This is a genomic window from Nocardioides sp. L-11A (assembly GCA_029961745.1).
In the GTDB taxonomy this organism is placed as follows: domain Bacteria; phylum Actinomycetota; class Actinomycetes; order Propionibacteriales; family Nocardioidaceae; genus Nocardioides.
Map to the genome: position 1 here is coordinate 421,417 of CP124680.1, position 17,721 is coordinate 439,137.

The following is a 17,721-nucleotide window of genomic DNA, read 5'->3' on the forward strand; positions in this document are numbered from 1 at the left end:
GTTCGGGTCAGGACTTGCCGTCGAGGTCACTCGTCCAGGCGTGCCAGGACCTCGGAGCAGTGCTGTCGGAGGGCAGGCAGGGTGCGCTCGGCCACCTGCGGAGTGCCTGGCGCATCGGCGATCTCCGCCAGCGCGGTCTCGAATGCCCCGGGGAAGGTCTCGGCCATCGTTGCGGCGCGCTGGGTGAGGAGGTCGGCGTCGAGCTTGAGGATCCCGGCGGCCTTCCGCCACTGCTTCTCCCGGATCCTGCTGAAGATCCGTTCGCCGCCGATCGAGAGAGCGACGGTGCGCTCGACGGCTTCGGGGTCGTAGGTCAGCCCCGTCGCGAGGTCGTAGAGCGGGGCGATCGAGCGATCGCCGTCGGGAGCGAGGATGAGCGAGATGTTCTTGGCATGGCCGTCCGGGGCGCCGGCGACCAGGTTGACGGCGCTGACGCCGGTCGCGGCGGCGGCGCGCATGGTGACGTGCTCGACGAGGGCCTGGTGGTGCAAGACCTTGATGCCGGGGCAACGGCCTCGTACGAGGACAGGCGTGGCATGTCCTCGTACGAGGGCAGAGGTGACATGTCCTCGTACGAGGACGGAAAAAAAGGTCAGGACCTGCCGTCGACCGGTACGACGCCCGCGCGGTGCCGCTGCGCGAGGTCGGCGTAGTAGGGCGCATTGGTCTCGATCCAGAACTGGGCGCCGGTGCCCTCGATCGGGCGCTTCGCCTCGGCGGGGGCACCGGCGGCGAGGACGCCCTCGGGGATCGCGGTGCCGGGCGTGATGACCGCACCGGCGGCGACGAGCGAGCCTGCGCCGATGGTGGCGCCGTCGAGGATGGTGCTCGCGTTGCCGAGCAGCGACTTCTCGCCCATGGCGTCGCCGTGGAAGACGCAGCCGTGGGCGACGGTGGCGTTCGGGCCGATGTCGACGACCACGTCGGGGGCGCCGTGGACGACCGAGTTGTCCTGGATGTTCGAGCCCTCGCGCACGATGATCGTGCAGATGTCGGCGCGGAGCACGGCGCCGTACCAGACGCTGGCGCCCTTCTCGACGCGCACGTCGCCGATCAGGGTCGCGGTCGGCGCGACGAACGCCTCGGGGTGGACCTGGGGCCGCCGGCCCTCGAACTCGTAGAGGAACACGGCCCCACGGTAGGGGCCGGGCGGGGGCGGCCCGCAGGCGGTGCCGCCCCGGCCCGATCTCGTCGGGCGGGTCGGGGACGGCTCAGGGCCGCAGGTCGAGGAGGCGCTTGACCTTGCCCTCGCCGCCGAGCCCGGTGAACTCCGCGAGGGTGCCGGCCGGGACCAGCTCGACGCCGACCCGGGTGCCGAAGGCGGCCTTGATGCCGTTCTCCATGTCCTTCTGCAGGCCGGGATCGCTGCCCGGGACCCGCTGCTCGACGCGGACCGTCATCACCTCGCGGGAGCCGAGGCCCTCGCCCTCGACGCCGACGACGCAGAGGAACTCGCCGGTGGTGCGCTCGTCGCCCATGACGACGTCCTGGGCCGCGCGCGGGAAGACGTTGTTGGCGCGGAACTTCACCATCTCGTCACTGCGTCCCAGGAAGCCGGAGAACTTCGCCGTGCGGATGCCGCACGAGCACAGCGCGCGCGCCCGGGTCTGGATCAGGTCCTTGAGGTCGTAGCGGATGATCGGCGGCACCGAGCGGTGCAGGCTGGTCACCACCAGGTTGCCGGTCTGGCCGTGCCCGAGGACCTCGTCGGTCTGCGGGTCGAGGATCTGGACCACCGCGGTGTCCTCGTTCATGTGCATGCCGTCCTGCGCGGCGCACTCGAACCCGATCAGGCCGACCTCGTGGGTGCCGTAGTTGTCGTAGACCGGCACGCCCCAGGTGTCCTCGAGGAGCCGGCGCAGGTGGCCGGCGGTGTCGACGCCGAGGTAGGAGTGGATGAACCGGGTGGCGAGGTCGCGCCGCAGGTCGATGCCCGCCTCGTCGGCGGTCTGGGCCAGGATCTTGAGGTACTCGCCGAACGCGACCCAGCCGGTGGTGCCCCACTCCCGGGCGAGCTCGAGCTGACGCAGGCTGCTGGTGACCAGGCCGGAGCCGGTGGTCATCGAGATCGCGCCCAGCCAGTTGAAGGCAGCGGTGTGCGCGCACCAGGCGATATTCGCGAGGCTGTTGGTCAGCGTGATCTGGAGCAGCTCGTGGGGGCGGGCGCCCTGGGCCCACAGGGCCCGCGCGTACTGGACCGCCTGGACCTCCCAGGCGACCGGGTCGAACAGCGTCGGGCGCGGCAGGCCGGTCGTGCCGCCGCTGGTCTGCAGCTTCAGGGGCAGGCCCGGGTCGGCCAGGGCGAAGGCCTGGTGGCTGCCGAACGGAGGCGCGGACTCGATGCTCTCGCGCAGGTCGTCGCTCGTGAACGCCGGGATCGCGGCGAGGTCGTCGAGGCCGCGTACGTCGCCCGGCTCGAGTCCGGCGGCGGACCAGCGGTCGCGGTAGAAGGGGATCTGCCAGGCCTCGGTCATCCGGGCGAGGAATCGGGTCTCCTGCAGGGCGTGCAGCGCGTCGTCGCTCATCGCCGCGGTGTGCTCGGCGTAGTGGGGCGGCGGCGGGAAGTCCGCCATGAACGCCGGCCAGTCCACCGACGACCAGTAGTACGGGATCGACGTGCTCGTCATGCCTCGGACCTGCCTTCTACGTACTCGACTCTGTGGTCAGTTTTTCGACTAGTTGGACGGTAATGTGAGCCCGCTCTCGCGTCAAGAAGACGATCTCGTCGGCGCGCTGCGGTTGACAACTGTGCCGCGCGTCACTCAAAGTATCGACGACTTGGTCGAAAAAGCGACCGACGGGTTGGATTCGGGGGTGGCCCGGTGACTACGCCGAGAGGGATCGAGATGAGGAAGACATGGCGCAGCGGCCTGCTGGCGGCGGGTCTGCTGGCGTCCGCCGGACTGACGGCGGCGTGTGGCGACAGTGGTGCGGACAGCGGTGACGACGCGTTCGTCATCGGGGTGATCGAGGACAAGTCGGGCGGCTCGACGTTCTACTCGCAGACCTCGGTCGGCGCGCTGAAGGTGTTCGTCGACGCGCTCAACAAGGGGGAGACCGGCTACGGGACCGACCTGGTCGGCTCCGAGAAGGGCATCCTCGGCCAGGACGTGAAGCTGATCTTCGAGGACGACCAGAACAACCCCAACAACACCACGCTCAAGGTGCGCTCGCTGCTCGACCGCGGCGCCGACGTCATCTACTTCACCTCCGGCTCCAGCTCCACGCTGCAGGGTCGCTCGGTGTGCACGCAGGAGAAGATCTTCTGCTTCGCGCCGACCAATGTGAACGCGGCCATCGTCGAGGCGCCCAACAACGAGTTCGTCTTCACCGCGGCGCCCCCGTCGAGCCTGTCGGCGCAGGTCTACGTCGACGCCTGGAAGGACGCCGGCTACCGGACGATCGCCTTCTTTGACGAGGAGACGGCCACGTCGGTCGCCGTCGCGGACGCCTACAAGGCCGTCGCCGAGAAGGCCGGGCTCGAGGTGGTCGCCGAGGAGACCCTCGCCGCCGGTGGTCGCGATGTCACCGCGCCGGTCGCGCGTGTCCTGGAGAAGGACCCGGACGTCGTGTTCGACGCCACCCAGCAGGCCGCCGAGGCCGGCGCGCTCTTCAAGGGCCTGCGCCAGGCCGGCTCGACCGCGCCGATCTGGTCCCAGAACTCCCTCACCGCGCAGCCGCGCGCCTGGGAGATCGCGGGCCCGGCCATCGACGGTGTCCTGGTCGTCGACCCGCTCTCGCCCACCAACCCGCGTGCGGTCGAGGTCGGCCAGCTGCTGGTCGACGGCGGCAACGACGAGCACCTGACCTTCATCCAGACCTCGGTCTGGGACGCCCTGCTGCTGACCAAGAAGGCGTTCGAGGACGCCGGCGAGCTCGACGGCGCGAAGGCCGTGGCGGCGCTGGAGGAGATCACCGACTTCCCGGGTGCGACCGGCCAGGAGAGCTTCCGCTACTCCTTCGCCGCCGACCGGCACAACGGCTCCCGCGCCGACCAGAACGTGGTCGTCGAGTTCGCCGACGGCAAGCCCGGCAAGCTGCCGGCCGAGCTGCAGCCGGCGGCCGAGTAGTCCCATGGATCTGCAGGTTCTCGTGTCGGGCGCGCTGGCGAGCTGTCTCTACGCCACGCTGGCGCTCAGCTACTTCCTCATCGTGCGGGCGACCCGGCTGGTCAACTTCGCGGTGGGCGGCTACGGCGTGTTCGCCGGCATCGGGATCGCCTACCTCGTGGCACGGGGCTGGCCGACTCCCGGGGCGGTCGTCGCGGGCCTGCTCGCGGCGGTGGTCCTCGCCGTCGCCACCGAGCTGGTCGTCGTCCGCGTGATGGAACGACGACAGTCCGGTCTGGCGACGATCGAGATCGCCATCGTCGCGGTCCTCTTCGTGATCGAGCAGGGGGCGGGGCTGCTGTTCGGGCGACAGCCCACCCTCGTGCTCACCTGGCTGGAGGGCGACGTGCGGATCGGGGACACCCGGGTGCCGCACCAGGCCCTGGTGACCCTGGCGCTCACGGTCGCCGTCTTCGGCGCGGTCGCCTGGTGGCTGTCCCGGGCCCGGTTCGGCCGGATGCTGCGGGCGGTCGGCGACAACCCCGGCGCCGCCGAGGTGCTCGGCCTGCCCGTCGCCCGGGTCCGTGCCATGGGCATGGTGGTCGCCGGGCTGGCGGCCGGGGTGGCGGGCGTGCTCGCCACGACGCAGTCGGCCCTGACGGTCGAGGCCGGGACGTCCTTCACCCTGCTCGGGTTCATCGCCCTGGTGCTGGGCGGCACCGCCCACGTCTGGGCGCCCCTCGCCGGTGGTGCCCTCCTCGGCTTCCTCGAGGCCCTCAGCGCCCGGGTGCTCGGCAACGACGTGCGCGACTACATGCTGCTCGCGCTGGTCCTCGTCGTCTTCACCTTCCGACCCAAGGGTCTCTTCGCCGTGAAGGAGCGGACATGATCGACCGCCTGCGACGGACTGCCTTCAGCGGTTCCTCGATCGCGCTGGTGCTGGTGGTGCTCGGCCTCCTGTACGCCGGCAGCAGCGCCTACCGCCAGGAGCTGGCGATCCTCGCGCTCACCTATGCCTTCCTCGCCGTGGGCATGTACCTGCCGCTCGCGCTGACCGGGCAGCTGTCCCTCGCCTACAACGCCTACTTCGCCATCGGCGCCTACGCGGTGGTGATCTGGTCCAACGAGACGACCTCCGCCAGCCTGTACGCCGTACCGGTCGCGGTGGCGATCTCGATGGCCGCCGCGCTGGCGCTCGGGCTGGCGACGGTGCGCCTCACCGGCTTCCACCTGGCCGTGTCCACGCTGCTGTTCGGCATCGCGGTGCGGCAGTGGATCCTGTCCGAGGATGAGCTGACCGGCGGCGTGCTCGGTCTCGGCGGGGTCCGCCCGCCGGAGCTGTTCGGCTGGGCGCCGGACCGGGACGCGATGGTGGTCCTCGGCGCGCTCGCGCTGTGGACGATCTGCGTCGCGGTGGGCCGGGTCCGGCGTACCTCGGTCGGCGTGGCGCTGCGCGCCCAGCAGGACGCACCGGCGGCTGCGGCCGCCGCGGGCTTCGGCGCGGGTGTCGTCGCTGCTCACGCTGACCGTGGGCGCCGCCGTCGCCACCCTCGGCGGCTGCTTCTTCGCCTATCTCAACGGCTTCGTGCTGCCCGACTCGTTCACCGTCTCGGTCGCCTTCCTGGTGCTGTTCATGCCGGTGCTCGGCGGGCTGCGCACGCCGTGGGGCGCGTTCCTGGGCGCGGTCCTGGTCATCTGCTTCACCGAGGCCTTCACCTTCCTCAAGGGCCCGGGGGCATTGACCTTCGGTGCCCTCACCCTGCTGGCGCTGGCCCTGGCGCCGGCCGGCCTGCTCGGCCTCCTCGCCGCCGGCTCGGACCGGGTCGGCGACCTGCTGCGGCGGCGCCGGGGCGGGGGCCCCGCTCCGCGGCAGGACGAGAGTGACGAGAGCGACGAGAGGAAGGCGGTGTCGGCATGAGCGCCCTGCTGGAGGTCCGCGGCATCACCAAGAGCTACGGCGGCGTCGAGGTGCTGCGCGGTGTCGACCTCGCCGTCGCGGAGGGGGAGATCCACGGCCTGATCGGTGCCAACGGCGCCGGCAAGTCCACGCTGATCGACATCCTGTGCGGCCAGAACCGTCAGGACGCGGGGGAGATCGTGCTGCGGGGACGGTCGCTGGCCGGGAGTCCCGGCCGCCGGAGCCGCAGCGGCCTGGCCCGCACGTTCCAGCAGCCGCAGGTCTCCGCGGCCCTGACGGTCGCCGAGAACATCTCGCTCGGCCTCGCCGGGCAGGAGCTGGCCGGCCTGCCGCGGATCCTCGGCCGGGTCGCCCGCGACATCCTCACCCCGCACCGGTCGGTCGACCCGCGGGTCCTCGCCGCCGCGCAGGCGGTGGGCCTGGACCGGCTCGACCGGCTGGTCGGGTCGCTGTCCTTCGGCGAGATGCGGCTGGTCGAGGTCGCCCGGGCGCTGGTCGCCTCACCCTCGCTGATGCTGCTGGACGAGCCCTTCCCCGGGGTCGGTGACCGCGGCCTGGACGCGACCCTCGCGGCCCTGCGCCGGCTGCGCGCCGCGGAGCACAGCGTGCTCCTCGTCGACCACAACGTCGACGTGATGCTGGGGCTCGTGGATCGGGTCAGCCTGCTCGTCAAGGGCGTGATCGCGTTCGTGGGCACGCCGGCCGAGTGCCAGCGCAGTGAGGTCTTCCGCAGCGTCTACCTGGGAGAGCGAGTCCGATGAGCCAGCCACTCCTGTCCGCCGAGGGCATCGGCGTCACCTACGGCAAGGCCCGCGCGGTCGACGACGCCGGCCTGTCCTGCCCGGCGTCCGCGGTCACGGCGCTGCTCGGGCCCAACGGCGCCGGCAAGTCGAGCCTGCTGCACGCGCTCATCGGCGGCGTGCGCGGGGTCAGCGGCTCGGTGCGCCTCGCCGGCGAGAGTCTCGACGGGCTCAGCCCCAACGCCCGGACCGCCCGCGGCGTCAGCCTCGTCCCGCAGGGCCGCCACGTGTTCCGGTCGCTGTCGGTCGAGGAGAACCTCGCCGTCATCGCCGACTCGCTCAGGCTCCCGCGGGAGACCATCGGCGCGGCCCTGGACCGATTCCCGATCCTGCGCACCCGGCGCAAGGTGCTGGCCGGTCTTCTCAGCGGCGGCGAGCAGCAGATGCTCGCCATCGCGCGGGCGCTGATGTCCGGACCCCGCGTCCTGCTGCTCGACGAGCCCGCTCTGGGTCTGGCGCCCAGCATCGTCGACGAGCTGATGGCGACCGTGCGCGAGGTGGCGGCCGACGGCGCCGCCGTCCTCATCGCCGAGCCTTCCCTGGCGACCCTGCGCATCGACGCCGACCACGGCCTGGTCATGCAGCGCGGCCGGGTGGTCGCGCGGTGCGCCGGCGCCGACCTCGACCGGACCTACCACGACGTCCTGGGCGTGAGCGTGTGAGCGCTGCCCTTCCCTGTCCCCACCGCACCAACCAACCGACCCAGCAACCGACCCAGCAACCGACACCAGGAGAACAACCCGGCATGAGCGTTTCAGTCAACGGCATCAACATCGCGGTCCGCGACCTGCCCGCCGCGACGGACCGTTACGAGCGGCTCTTCGGGGTGAAGGGCGAGCACGTCGGTCCGGAGGGCTTCGCCTTCCCCGGCCTCGAGGGCACGAAGATCGACATCGACGGCTTCATCCTCAACCTGATCACCTCGACCGAGGAGGGCACCTCGGTGGCCCGCTTCCTCGAGCGCAACGGAGAGGGTGTGTTCCTCTTCTCGGCCAAGGTCGACGACATCGACGAGACGGTCGAGCAGTTGCGCGCGAGCGGGATGCCTCCGCTGCTCGCCGAGACCATGCGCGGCGACTACGGCGCGGTCAACTTCATCCACCCGCGCGAGCTCAACGGCGTCCAGCTGGAGCTCATCGAGCACCCCTGAGCCGCCGAGCAGCGCGATCCACCGCGCGCCCGACCAGCGCTACGTCTATCTTCTGGAGTTGTGACTGATGTTCCTGACCCGACCGGAGAGGACACGGCCGTGTCGGTGCGCAATGCGGTGATGCGCGAGCGCATCACCGGTGCCGCCGCCCGGCTGTTCCAGACGCGCGGCATCGGTGGTGTCACGATGCAGGAGGTCGCGGCGGAGGTCGGCCTGTCGAAGGCCGCGCTCTACCACTACTACCAGAGCCGTGAGGACCTGCTGCGGCACATCTTCGGCGACTGGGCGCGCGACGAGCTCGAGCGCGCGCGGGCGATCGCGGAGTCCGGCGACGACCCGGCGACCAAGCTGGCGTCCTTCGTCCGGCTGCACCTGAACTCGATCGTCGAGAACCTCGACCTCTACTCGCTCTCCTTCCGCGAGGAGGCGCAGCTGCCCGAGGACGTGCGTGAGGAGTTCCGGGCGCTGAAGCGGGAGAACGACGTCCTGGTCCGTCAGATCATCCGCGAGGGGGTCGAGTCGGGGGCGTTCGAGCCGGTCGACGAGACCCTCGCGGTGTTCGGGATCGTCGGCATGTGCAACTGGCTGTGGAAGTGGTACCGGCCGGGCGTCGGCAAGAACGCCGACGAGATCGCCGAGACCTTCTCCCACCTGGTGCTCCACGGTCTCGTGCTCGACACCCCCGACGGTCAGGACGCCGAGGAGTCCGCGCCGGGCGCGGGGGCGCTGGCCTACCACGCACGCGCGATCCGTCATCACACCCGCCAGCTGGAGCTGCTCCTGCCCGGTCAGTGAGGCGACGGCACCCGCCGGGCGACGTACGTCTCCGCGATGACGGTGAGGAACGGCTCGCCGGGTGCGGAGGTCAGTGTGCAACCCAGCCGGACCAGGCCCATGGCCGGCCGGTCCAGGGTGACCGCCTCGACCCGGGCCACGCCGGTCAGCTCGGTGTCCGCCCGGACCGGGCGCAGGAAGGCCACCTCGGTCAGGGCCCGGCCGGCGACCACCTGCCAGTCCGCGTAGACGGCGTCGACGCACAGCCGCTGCAGGACCGCGAGTGACTGGATCCCGCTGGCGATCACGCCGGTGAAGCGCGGGTGCGCCCGCTGGGCGGGGTCGACATGGAAGGGCTGCGGGTCCCACTGCGTCGCGAAGCCGACGATGTCGTCCTCGGTCAGGGTGAGCCGCCCGAGGCGGTACTCCGTCCCGGGTGCCAGGTCCTCGGCGTACGCGCGCGCCGCTGCCGCGGGGCCGGTCGGGCCGCTCGGTCCGGTGGTCATCGCCCCTCCTCGTCGGGGTGGTCGGGTTCCTCCGCGCGCCTTGACGGGAGGGATCGCCCGTGCTGACAATACGTGAGCGACCGCTTAGTCGAAAATACGACCCAGTGGTCGAATTCTGAACCGCGACCCGGAGGACCCCGCCATGCCCGAAGCCGTCATCGTCTCCACCGCCCGCTCCCCGATCGGCCGCGCGGGCAAGGGCTCACTGCGCGACCTGCGCCCCGACGACCTGGCCGCGCAGATGGTCCGCGCCGCACTGGCGAAGGTCCCGGCGCTCGACCCGCGCGACGTCGACGACCTGATGCTCGGCACCGCCCAGCCGGCGGGCGAGGGCGGCTACAACCTGGGCCGCGCCGTCGGCATCCTGGCCGGGATGGATCACCTGCCGGGCGTCACCGTCAACCGGTACTGCTCCTCGAGCCTGCAGACCACCCGGATGGCGCTGCACGCCATCCGGTCCGGGGAGGGACACGTGTTCATCTCCGCCGGCGTCGAGACCGTGAGCCGGTTCGGCCACGGCATGGCCGATGAGAACCCCGGGACCCACAACCCCTTCTTCGCCGAGGCCGAGGCCCGCACCGCCGCCCGGAGCGCCGAGGGGGCCGAGCGCTGGACCGACCCGCGCGACACCGGTGCGCTGCCGGACCTCTACATCACGATGGGCCAGACCGCCGAGAACGTCGCCCAGCTCGCGGGTGTCACCCGCCGGGAGCAGGACGAGTTCGGCGTCCGCAGCCACCAGCGCGCCGAGGCCGCCATCGCCGACGGCTTCTTCGAGCGCGAGATCACCCCGGTGACCCTGCCCGACGGCCAGGTCGTCCGCACCGACGACGGCCCCCGCCCCGGTACGACGATCGAGGGGGTCGAGCAGCTCAAGCCGGTCTTCCGCCCCGACGGCACCGTCACCGCCGCCAACTGCTGCCCCCTCAACGACGGCGCCGCGGCGCTGGTCGTCATGAGTGACACCAAGGCCGCGGAGCTGGGCCTGACCCCGCTCGCCCGCATCGTGGCGACCGGCGTCTCCGGGCTGTCGCCGGAGATCATGGGCCTCGGGCCGGTCGAGGCGAGCCGCCGGGCGCTGGCCCTGGCCGGCATGAGCATCGGCGACATCGACCTCGTCGAGATCAACGAGGCCTTTGCCGCGCAGGTCATCCCGTCGGCGCGGGAGCTGGGCATCGACGAGGACCGCCTCAACGTCCACGGCGGCGCGATCGCGCTGGGCCACCCCTTCGGGATGACCGGTGCGCGGATCACGTCGACCCTGATCAACGGCCTGCAGTCCCGCGACCAGCAGTTCGGTCTCGAGACGATGTGCGTCGGCGGCGGCCAGGGCATGGCGATGATCCTGGAGCGGCTGTCGTGACCGCCGCCCGCCACGGTCGGAGGTACGACGGCCGCACCGTCCTGGTGACCGGCGCCAGCCGCGGCATCGGGCTGGCGATCGCCCACCGCCTGGTCGAGGAGGGTGCCCACGTCTGCATCACCGCCCGCAAGGAGGGCCCGCTCGCCGAGGCCGTCGACGCCCTCGGCGGGCCGGAGGTCGCGCTCGCCGTGGCCGGCTCCGCCGACGACCCCGAGCACCAGCAGCGCGCGTTCGAGGAGACCGCGCGGCGCTGGGGGCCGGTCGACGTGCTGGTCAACAACACCGGCGTGAACCCGGTCTACGGGCCGCTCCTCGAGGTCGACGAGCGCGCCGCGCGCCGGATCCTCGACGTCAACCTCTGGGGTGCGCTGGGCTGGGCCCGCCAGGCCTGGGAGACCAGCTTCGCCGAGCGCTGCGGCGCGGTCGTCAACGTCGCCTCGGTGGCGGGCGTGCGTCCGGCCGAGGGGATCGGCTTCTACGGCGCCAGCAAGGCCGCGCTGCTGCACCTCACCCAGCAGCTCGCCGCCGAGCTCGGGCCGCGGGTCCGGGTCAACGCGGTCGCGCCCGCCGTCGTCCGGACCCGGTTCGCCACGCCGCTCTACGACGGGCGCGAGGAGGACGTGGCGGCGGCGTACCCGCTGGGGCGCATCGGTGAGCCGGAGGACATCGCGGCCGCCGTCGCCTATCTCGGCTCCGACGACGCCGGCTGGGTCACCGGCCAGGCGCTGGTCGTCGACGGCGGCCTGACCCTCGGCGGCGGTGTGTGAGGCTCACGCGCCGGCGCCGCGCAGCCGGTGCTCGGCCCCGCGCCAGGGCTTGACCCAGGTCATGTCCTCGGGCGCCAGGTGCTCCCCGCAGGCGCTGCAGGTCTCGGCCCGGGTCGTCTCCTGGCCGCAGGGCTCGTGGCGCAGGGTCATGTGGCCGCCGCCGTCCGGCTCGCGGGTGTGCTTCTCGCCCCAGATCGCGAGCTGGTGGAGCAGGGGGAGCAGGTCGGCGGCGGCCTCGGTGGCGACGTATCGCTGCCGGGTGCGGCCGTCGCGGACGTAGTCGACGGTGTCGAGCAGGCCGGCCTCGCGCATCGCCCGGAGCCGGCGGCTGAGCACCGCCTCGGAGATGCCGAGGTTGTCGCGCAGCTGCTCGAACCGGCCGCTGCCGTGCAGCACGTCGCGCACGATCAGCAGCAGCCACGGGTCGCCGAGCACGTCGAGGGAGCGGCGGACGGGGCAGTAGTCGGCCGACCAGTCGGAGCGCAGGGCCATGCGTGCTAGCGTACCGGTCTGACTTCGCTCAAGAAAGCCTGCTCGATGACGTCGACGACCGCCCGACCCACCACGCGTCGCGGCCTGCACCCCGCGTGGGCCGTGGCCGCGGTGGCCTTCCTCGCCCTCATCGGCGCCGCCGGCTTCCGGGCCGCGCCGGGCGCGCTGATGGTGCCGCTGCACGACGAGTTCGGCTGGTCGACGAGCGTGATGTCGCTGGCGGTGAGCATCAACCTGGTCCTGTTCGGGCTCACCGCGCCGTTCGCGGCCGCGCTGATGGACCGGTTCGGCATCCGGCGCGTGGTCGCCGCGGCGCTCACCCTGGTCGCGCTCGGCGCGGGCAGCAGCGTGCTGATGACGGCGTCCTGGCAGCTGCTCGTCAGCTGGGGCGTGCTGATCGGCCTCGGCACCGGCTCGATGGCGCTCGTCTTCGCCGCGACGATCGCCCAGCGGTGGTTCGAGCAGCGCCGCGGACTGGTGATGGGCGTGCTGACCGCGGGCTCCGCGACCGGCCAGTTGATCTTCCTGCCGATCGTCGCGGCGCTGGCCGACGGCGCGGGCTGGCGCCCGGCATCGCTCGTCATCGCGGCGGCGGCACTGGCCGTCGTACCGGTGGTGTGGGTGGTGCTGCGCGATCACCCCGCCGAGCGCGGCGTCCTGCCGTACGGCGCGGACGCGTCCTGGACGCCGCCGCCTCCCGTCACCGGCAGTGCCACCCGCCGCGCGCTCGAGGGTCTGGGGTACGCCGCGCGGACCCGCGCGTTCTGGGCGCTCGCCGGGGCCTTCGCGATCTGCGGGGCCACGACGAACGGCCTGATCGGCATCCACTTCATCCCCTCGGCCCACGACCACGGGATGTCGGCCACGACGGCCGCCGGCCTGCTCGCCGTGGTCGGTGTCTTCGACATCGTCGGCACCGTCGCGTCCGGCTGGCTCACCGACCGCTTCGACCCGCGCGCGCTGCTCGTCGCCTACTACCTCTTCCGCGGCCTCGGCCTGCTTCTGCTGCCCAGTCTGCTCGCGGACGCCGTCCACCCGAGCATGGTGCTGTTCATCGTGATCTACGGCCTCGACTGGGTGGCCACCGTGCCGCCCACGGTCGCGCTGTGCCGCGAGGCGTTCGGCGAGCGCGGGACCATCGTCTTCGGCTGGGTCTTCGCCTCCCACCAGCTCGGCGCGGCCGTCGCCGCGTTCGGCGCGGGCGTCATCCGCGACACCCTCGGGGCCTACACGTGGGCCTGGTGGGGCGGCGCGGCCCTGTGCGCCGTCGCCGCCGTGCTGTCCCTGATGCCCGCGCGGCCCGGCCCCCGAATTGCACCGACCCGTCGCGTTTGAACGCGACGGGTCGGTGCTTCTCAGGCGTTCAGATGCGCCGGGTCAGTCCTTGAGCTCGCAGACGACCTCGCCGTTGCCGATGGTGGCACCGACCTCGGCGGAGAGGCCGGTGACGGTGCCGGCCTTGTGGGCCTTGAGCGGCTGCTCCATCTTCATCGCCTCGAGGACGATGATGACGTCGCCCTCCTCGACGGCCTGGCACTCCTCGACGGCGACCTTGACGATCGTGCCCTGCATCGGCGAGGTGACCGAGTCGCCGGACGCCGCGGCGCCGGCCTTCTTGCCGGCCGCCCGCTTGGGCTTCTTGGCGCCACCGCCACCGCCGACGGAGAGCCCACCGAGACCGGCCGGGAGGACGACCTCGATCCGCTTGCCGCCGACCTCGACGACGACCTTCTGCTTCTCACCGGCTTCCTCGGCCTCACCGGCCGCGCCGCCGTACGGCGTGATCTGGTTGTCGAAGTCGGTCTCGATCCACGTCGTGTAGACGTCGAACGAGCCCTCGCCCGACGGGTTGGACGCGCCGACCCAGGCCGGGTCGTCGACGATCACCTCGTGGAAGGTGATCGCGGTCGGCATGCCGTCGACCTCGAACTCCGACAGCGCCCGACGCGAGCGCTCGATCGCCTGCGTGCGGCTGGACCCGGTGATGATCAGCTTGGCGATCAGCGAGTCGAAGGCGCCGGGGACGGTCTCGCCGACCTCGTAGCCGCCGTCGACGCGGACGCCGGGGCCCTGCGGCGGGTTCCACGCGGTGAGGGTGCCGGGGGCGGGCATGAAGTTGTTGCCGCCGTCCTCGGCGTTGATGCGGTACTCGATCGAGTGGCCGCGGATCTCCGGGTCGTCGTACCCGAGCTCCTCGCCCGCGGCGATCCGGAACATCTCGCGGACCAGGTCGATGCCGGTGACCTCCTCGGACACACAGTGCTCCACCTGGAGGCGCGTGTTGACCTCGAGGAAGGAGATGGTGCCGTCGGCGGCCACGAGGAACTCGCAGGTGCCGGCGCCGACATAGCCCGCCTCGCGCAGGATCGCCTTCGACGACTCGTAGAGGCGGGTGTTCTGCTCGTCGGTGAGGAACGGCGCGGGCGCCTCCTCGACCAGCTTCTGATGGCGGCGCTGCAGGGAGCAGTCGCGGGTGGAGACGACCACGACGTTGCCGTGGGAGTCGGCCAGGCACTGGGTCTCGACGTGGCGCGGCTTGTCGAGGAACTTCTCGACCAGGCACTCGCCGCGGCCGAAGGCGCTGATCGCCTCCCGGGTGGCGGACTCGTAGAGCTCGGGGATCTCCTCGAGGGTGCGCGCGACCTTGAGCCCGCGGCCGCCGCCGCCGAAGACCGCCTTGATGGCGACCGGGAGGCCGTGCTCCTTCGCGAACGCGGTGATCTCGTCGGCCGACTCGACCGGGTCCTTGAGGCCGGGGGCCAGCGGGGCGCCGGCAGCGAGGGCGATCTGCTTGGCCTTCGCCTTGTCGCCCAGCCCGTCGATCGCCTCGGGGGAGGGGCCGATCCAGATCAGCCCGGCGTCGAGCACGGCCTGCGCGAACGCGGCGTTCTCGGCGAGGAAGCCGTAGCCCGGGTGCACCGAGTCGGCGCCGGACTGCTTCGCGACGTCGATGATCTTGGCGATGTCGAGGTAGGTCTCCGCCGGCGTGGCACCGCCCAGGGAGTAGGCCTCGTCGGCCAGGCGCACGAACAGCGCGTTCGCATCCGGCTCGGCGTACACGGCGACCGACCCGATCCCGGCGTCCTTGGCGGCGCGGATGACCCGCACGGCGATCTCGCCGCGGTTGGCGATCAGGACCTTCTTCAAACTCATGGTGTGGCCTTCCAGTTGCGGCTGAGTCAGCGGGGCAGGGCGCTGGCGCGCCACGCGCCGCGTCCGGGGTTCGGGTGGGAGCTGGCGGTACGACGCAGGCGGCGGGCCGGGTTGGTCCACTCCGAGCGTGGTGCCTCGGGCGCCGGAGCGCCACCGCCCATCGCGGAGAGGACCGCCACGATCGCGGCGACCTCCTCCGGCGTGGTGCCGGGGGTGACGACGCGCAACAGCGGCGGCGAAGACTCCGCCCGGCTCGCCGCGTCGGTGAGCTCCTCGGTCATGCCGTCCTCCCTGTGTTGGTTCGGCTTCGGTTGGTCTGAGCATTGACCCGGCGCGTTTGAACGCGACGGGTCGGCGCTTCTCAGGCGTTCAGATGCGACGGGTCGGCGGTCACAGCGGGATGTTCCCGTGCTTCTTGGGCGGCAGCGTCTCGCGCTTGTTGCGCAGCAGGCGCAGTGCCTTGACCACCTCGGCGCGGGTCTCCGACGGCTTGATCACGCCGTCGACGTAGCCGCGCTCGGCCGCGATATAGGGGTTGGCCAGCGTCGTCTCGTACTCGTCGATCAGCTCGGCCCGCTTGGCCTCCACCTGATCGGCGGAGGCGCCGCCGGCGGCCAGGTCGTTGAGCGTGCGCCGGTGCACGATGTTGGCCGCGCCCTGGGCGCCCATCACCGCGATCTGGCCGGTCGGCCACGACAGGTTGATGTCGGCGCCGAGGTGCTTGGAGCCCATGACGTCGTACGCGCCGCCGTAGGCCTTGCGGGTGATGATCGTGACCAGCGGGACGGTGGCCTCGGCGTAGGCGTAGATCAGCTTCGCGCCGCGGCGGATGATGCCGAGGTGCTCCTGGTCGACGCCGGGCAGGAAGCCGGGGACGTCGACGAAGGTCAGCACCGGGATGTTGAAGGCGTCGCAGAAGCGGACGAACCGGGCGGCCTTCTCCGAGGCGTCGATGTCGAGCGTGCCGGCGAACTGCATCGGCTGGTTGGCCACGACGCCGACCGAGCGGCCCTCGACCCGGCCGTAGCCGACGATGATGTTCGGCGCGAACAGCGGCTGCACCTCGAGGAAGTCGCCGTCGTCGACGATCGTGGCGATGACGTCGTGCATGTCGTAGGGCTGGTTCGGGGAGTCCGGGATCAGCGTGTCGAGGGCCAGGTCCGCAGGCGTCGGCTCGAGATCGGCCGCCTCGTCGTACGACGGTGCCTCGTCGAGGTTGTTCTGCGGCAGGAAGGCCAGCAGCGCCTTGACGTACTCGAAGGCGTCCTCCTCGTCGGAGGCCATGTAGTGGGCGTTGCCCGACTTGGTGTTGTGGGCGCGGGCGCCGCCGAGCTCCTCCATCGAGACGTCCTCGCCGGTGACCGTCTTGATGACGTCGGGACCGGTGATGAACATCGCCGAGGTCTGGTCGACCATGATCGTGAAGTCGGTGACCGCGGGGGAGTAGACGTGGCCGCCCGCGCAGTTGCCCATGATCATCGAGATCTGCGGGATCACGCCGGAGGCGTGCACATTGCGCTTGAAGATCTCGCCGTACAGGCCGAGCGAGACGACGCCCTCCTGGATGCGGGCGCCGGCGCCCTCGTTGATGCCGATGATGGGGCAGCCGGACTTGATCGCGAGGTCCATGACCTTGGTGATCTTCTCGCCGTAGACCTCGCCGAGCGAGCCGCCGAAGACGGTGAAGTCCTGCGAGAACACGCAGACCTGGCGGCCGTCGACGGTGCCGTAGCCGGTGATCACGCCGTCGCCGTACGGACGGTTCTTCTCGAGGCCGAAGGCGGTCGAGCGGTGGCGCGCGAACTCGTCGAGCTCGACGAAGCTGCCCTCGTCGAAGAGCAGCTCGATGCGCTCGCGGGCGGTCTTGCGGCCCTTGGCGTGCTGCTTCTCCTGCGCCTTGGCGGCGGGAGCGTGCACGGCCTCGTCGGTGCGGCGGTCGAAGTCCGCCAGCTTGCCCGCCGTCGTGTGCAGGTCGATCTCCGTCATGAAACTGAGTATCATCCATTGACACTGGAGTTCACAAGTGGGGGTGGGGCGTGACGCAACAGCGCGAGGACGACCGCCGCGGGAGGAGCGCCGTCGCGGCGATCGTCGACGCCGCCTTCCGCCTCTTCGCCGAGAACGGGTACGACGAGACCAGCGTCGACGACATCGCCACCGCCGCGGGCGTGAGCCGCAGCTCCTTCTTCCGGCTGTTCGGGTCGAAGGAGATGGTGATCTTCCCCGACCACGACGCGATCCTGGCCGCGGTCGAGGAGCGACTGGCCGCCTCGACCGAGAAGAGCGCCATCCTCGCCGTCTCCGACGCCGTCCGGGTGGTGTTGTTCCACTACATCGCCGAGGGGCCGCACGCCCGGCGGCGCTACCGGCTGACCTCGACGGTGCCCGCCCTGCGGGAGCGGGAGCTGATCAGCGGCGCCCGCTACCAGCAGCTGTTCCGGCAGTACATCAGTGCTTGGGGCGACGGCTCGGAGGAGTCCGAGCGCCGCGCCGAGCTGATGGCCGCCGCCGTCGTCGCCTCCCACAACCACGTGCTGCGCCGGTGGCTGCGCGGGGAGTGCGAGGATCCGCACGTCGAGATCGACGAGGCGATGGCCCAGGTCAACGCGCTCTTCGCGCCGGTGCCGCCGGCGGTCGCGGCCCCCGCTCCCGGGGCGATCCTGGTCGTCCGCACCGACCAGGACCTCGCAGCGCTCGCCGAGCAGCTGCGCGACGGCGACCCGACCGGCTGAGCAGGCGGCCCCGGGGT

19 protein-coding genes are annotated in these 17,721 nt (G+C 71.7%); 11 read left to right on the forward strand and 8 right to left on the reverse strand.

What is annotated here, in order from left to right; translation table 11 throughout:
• Positions 1 to 26: 26 nt before the first annotated feature.
• The 3 genes from QJ852_01945 to QJ852_01955 form a co-directional block, all read right to left on the reverse strand.
• Complete coding sequence (locus QJ852_01945) at positions 27 to 491, reverse strand: HipA domain-containing protein (protein ID WGX97205.1); 465 nt, start codon at positions 489 to 491, stop codon at positions 27 to 29.
• A 101-nt stretch (positions 492 to 592) separates the two neighbouring features.
• Positions 593 to 1,129, reverse strand: coding sequence for a gamma carbonic anhydrase family protein (locus QJ852_01950; protein WGX97206.1), 537 nt, complete (start codon positions 1,127 to 1,129; stop codon positions 593 to 595).
• Between the two features lie 82 nt (positions 1,130 to 1,211).
• Positions 1,212 to 2,627: a hypothetical protein gene (locus QJ852_01955; GenBank protein WGX97207.1), complete on the reverse strand. Its 1,416-nt coding sequence runs from the start codon at positions 2,625 to 2,627 to the stop codon at positions 1,212 to 1,214.
• A 219-nt stretch (positions 2,628 to 2,846) separates the two neighbouring features.
• On the opposite strand from QJ852_01955, the gene QJ852_01960 reads away from it, so the two are divergent.
• The 7 genes from QJ852_01960 to QJ852_01990 all read left to right on the forward strand — a co-directional run bounded on the left by QJ852_01960 (position 2,847) and on the right by QJ852_01990 (position 8,712).
• Complete coding sequence (locus tag QJ852_01960) at positions 2,847 to 4,070, forward strand: ABC transporter substrate-binding protein (protein WGX97208.1); 1,224 nt, start codon at positions 2,847 to 2,849, stop codon at positions 4,068 to 4,070.
• A gap of 4 nt (positions 4,071 to 4,074) precedes the next feature.
• Positions 4,075 to 4,938, forward strand: a complete 864-nt coding sequence (locus tag QJ852_01965) for a branched-chain amino acid ABC transporter permease (protein ID WGX97209.1) — start codon at positions 4,075 to 4,077, stop codon at positions 4,936 to 4,938.
• 615 nt (positions 4,939 to 5,553) lie between these two features.
• Complete coding sequence (locus tag QJ852_01970; GenBank protein WGX97210.1) at positions 5,554 to 5,967, forward strand: hypothetical protein; 414 nt, start codon at positions 5,554 to 5,556, stop codon at positions 5,965 to 5,967.
• A complete protein-coding gene (locus tag QJ852_01975; GenBank protein ID WGX97211.1) occupies positions 5,964 to 6,728 on the forward strand; it encodes an ATP-binding cassette domain-containing protein in 765 nt (254 codons plus the stop codon). Before QJ852_01970 ends, QJ852_01975 begins: the two co-directional genes overlap by 4 nt.
• Entirely contained in the window at positions 6,725 to 7,429 is a 705-nt protein-coding gene (locus tag QJ852_01980; protein WGX97212.1) for an ATP-binding cassette domain-containing protein, read from the forward strand. Before QJ852_01975 ends, QJ852_01980 begins: the two co-directional genes overlap by 4 nt.
• Before the next feature lie 83 nt (positions 7,430 to 7,512).
• A complete protein-coding gene (locus QJ852_01985) occupies positions 7,513 to 7,917 on the forward strand; it encodes a VOC family protein (protein WGX97213.1) in 405 nt (134 codons plus the stop codon).
• 99 nt (positions 7,918 to 8,016) lie between these two features.
• On the forward strand, positions 8,017 to 8,712 hold the full coding sequence (locus tag QJ852_01990; GenBank protein WGX97214.1) for a TetR/AcrR family transcriptional regulator: 696 nt from the start codon (positions 8,017 to 8,019) through the stop codon (positions 8,710 to 8,712).
• Here the strand turns inward: QJ852_01990 and QJ852_01995 are convergent.
• A complete protein-coding gene (locus QJ852_01995; protein ID WGX97215.1) occupies positions 8,706 to 9,197 on the reverse strand; it encodes a MaoC/PaaZ C-terminal domain-containing protein in 492 nt (163 codons plus the stop codon). The genes QJ852_01990 and QJ852_01995 overlap by 7 nt on opposite strands.
• 142 nt (positions 9,198 to 9,339) lie before the next feature.
• Between QJ852_01995 and QJ852_02000 the strand changes: the two genes are divergently transcribed.
• Together QJ852_02000 and QJ852_02005 are read left to right on the forward strand one after the other, a co-directional pair.
• Positions 9,340 to 10,560 carry an acetyl-CoA C-acetyltransferase gene (locus QJ852_02000; protein ID WGX97216.1) on the forward strand — a complete coding sequence of 407 codons (1,221 nt, stop codon included), beginning with the start codon at positions 9,340 to 9,342 and terminating at the stop codon, positions 10,558 to 10,560.
• Complete coding sequence (locus tag QJ852_02005; GenBank protein ID WGX97217.1) at positions 10,557 to 11,327, forward strand: SDR family oxidoreductase; 771 nt, start codon at positions 10,557 to 10,559, stop codon at positions 11,325 to 11,327. Before QJ852_02000 ends, QJ852_02005 begins: the two co-directional genes overlap by 4 nt.
• A 3-nt stretch (positions 11,328 to 11,330) precedes the next feature.
• On the opposite strand, the gene QJ852_02010 is transcribed toward QJ852_02005, so the two are convergent.
• Complete coding sequence (locus tag QJ852_02010) at positions 11,331 to 11,819, reverse strand: helix-turn-helix domain-containing protein (GenBank protein ID WGX97218.1); 489 nt, start codon at positions 11,817 to 11,819, stop codon at positions 11,331 to 11,333.
• 45 nt (positions 11,820 to 11,864) lie between these two features.
• On the opposite strand from QJ852_02010, the gene QJ852_02015 reads away from it, so the two are divergent.
• Positions 11,865 to 13,154 (forward strand): MFS transporter, encoded by a 1,290-nt coding sequence (locus tag QJ852_02015; GenBank protein ID WGX97219.1) that lies wholly within the window; start codon positions 11,865 to 11,867, stop codon positions 13,152 to 13,154.
• A gap of 42 nt (positions 13,155 to 13,196) precedes the next feature.
• On the opposite strand, the gene QJ852_02020 is transcribed toward QJ852_02015, so the two are convergent.
• The 3 genes from QJ852_02020 to QJ852_02030 all read right to left on the reverse strand — a co-directional run bounded on the left by QJ852_02020 (position 13,197) and on the right by QJ852_02030 (position 16,958).
• Positions 13,197 to 14,972, reverse strand: a complete 1,776-nt coding sequence (locus QJ852_02020; GenBank protein WGX97220.1) for a biotin carboxylase N-terminal domain-containing protein — start codon at positions 14,970 to 14,972, stop codon at positions 13,197 to 13,199.
• Between the two features lie 26 nt (positions 14,973 to 14,998).
• On the reverse strand, positions 14,999 to 15,253 hold the full coding sequence (locus QJ852_02025; GenBank protein ID WGX97221.1) for an acyl-CoA carboxylase subunit epsilon: 255 nt from the start codon (positions 15,251 to 15,253) through the stop codon (positions 14,999 to 15,001).
• A gap of 109 nt (positions 15,254 to 15,362) precedes the next feature.
• Entirely contained in the window at positions 15,363 to 16,958 is a 1,596-nt protein-coding gene (locus QJ852_02030; protein WGX97222.1) for an acyl-CoA carboxylase subunit beta, read from the reverse strand.
• Between the two features lie 50 nt (positions 16,959 to 17,008).
• Between QJ852_02030 and QJ852_02035 the strand changes: the two genes are divergently transcribed.
• Positions 17,009 to 17,704: a helix-turn-helix domain-containing protein gene (locus QJ852_02035; GenBank protein ID WGX97223.1), complete on the forward strand. Its 696-nt coding sequence runs from the start codon at positions 17,009 to 17,011 to the stop codon at positions 17,702 to 17,704.
• Positions 17,705 to 17,721 lie beyond the last annotated feature (17 nt).

Coding starts and splice junctions, on each gene's coding strand:
- QJ852_02000 (WGX97216.1), top strand. CDS start 9,340: ATGCCCGAAGCCGTCATCGTCTCCACCGCCCGCTCCCCGATCGGCCGC.
- QJ852_01960 (WGX97208.1), top strand. CDS start 2,847: ATGAGGAAGACATGGCGCAGCGGCCTGCTGGCGGCGGGTCTGCTGGCG.
- QJ852_01955 (WGX97207.1), bottom strand. CDS start 2,627: ATGACGAGCACGTCGATCCCGTACTACTGGTCGTCGGTGGACTGGCCG.
- QJ852_02010 (WGX97218.1), bottom strand. CDS start 11,819: ATGGCCCTGCGCTCCGACTGGTCGGCCGACTACTGCCCCGTCCGCCGC.
- QJ852_02025 (WGX97221.1), bottom strand. CDS start 15,253: ATGACCGAGGAGCTCACCGACGCGGCGAGCCGGGCGGAGTCTTCGCCG.
- QJ852_01995 (WGX97215.1), bottom strand. CDS start 9,197: ATGACCACCGGACCGAGCGGCCCGACCGGCCCCGCGGCAGCGGCGCGC.
- QJ852_02015 (WGX97219.1), top strand. CDS start 11,865: ATGACGTCGACGACCGCCCGACCCACCACGCGTCGCGGCCTGCACCCC.
- QJ852_02020 (WGX97220.1), bottom strand. CDS start 14,972: ATGAGTTTGAAGAAGGTCCTGATCGCCAACCGCGGCGAGATCGCCGTG.
- QJ852_01980 (WGX97212.1), top strand. CDS start 6,725: ATGAGCCAGCCACTCCTGTCCGCCGAGGGCATCGGCGTCACCTACGGC.
- QJ852_01975 (WGX97211.1), top strand. CDS start 5,964: ATGAGCGCCCTGCTGGAGGTCCGCGGCATCACCAAGAGCTACGGCGGC.
- QJ852_01985 (WGX97213.1), top strand. CDS start 7,513: ATGAGCGTTTCAGTCAACGGCATCAACATCGCGGTCCGCGACCTGCCC.
- QJ852_02030 (WGX97222.1), bottom strand. CDS start 16,958: ATGACGGAGATCGACCTGCACACGACGGCGGGCAAGCTGGCGGACTTC.
- QJ852_01965 (WGX97209.1), top strand. CDS start 4,075: ATGGATCTGCAGGTTCTCGTGTCGGGCGCGCTGGCGAGCTGTCTCTAC.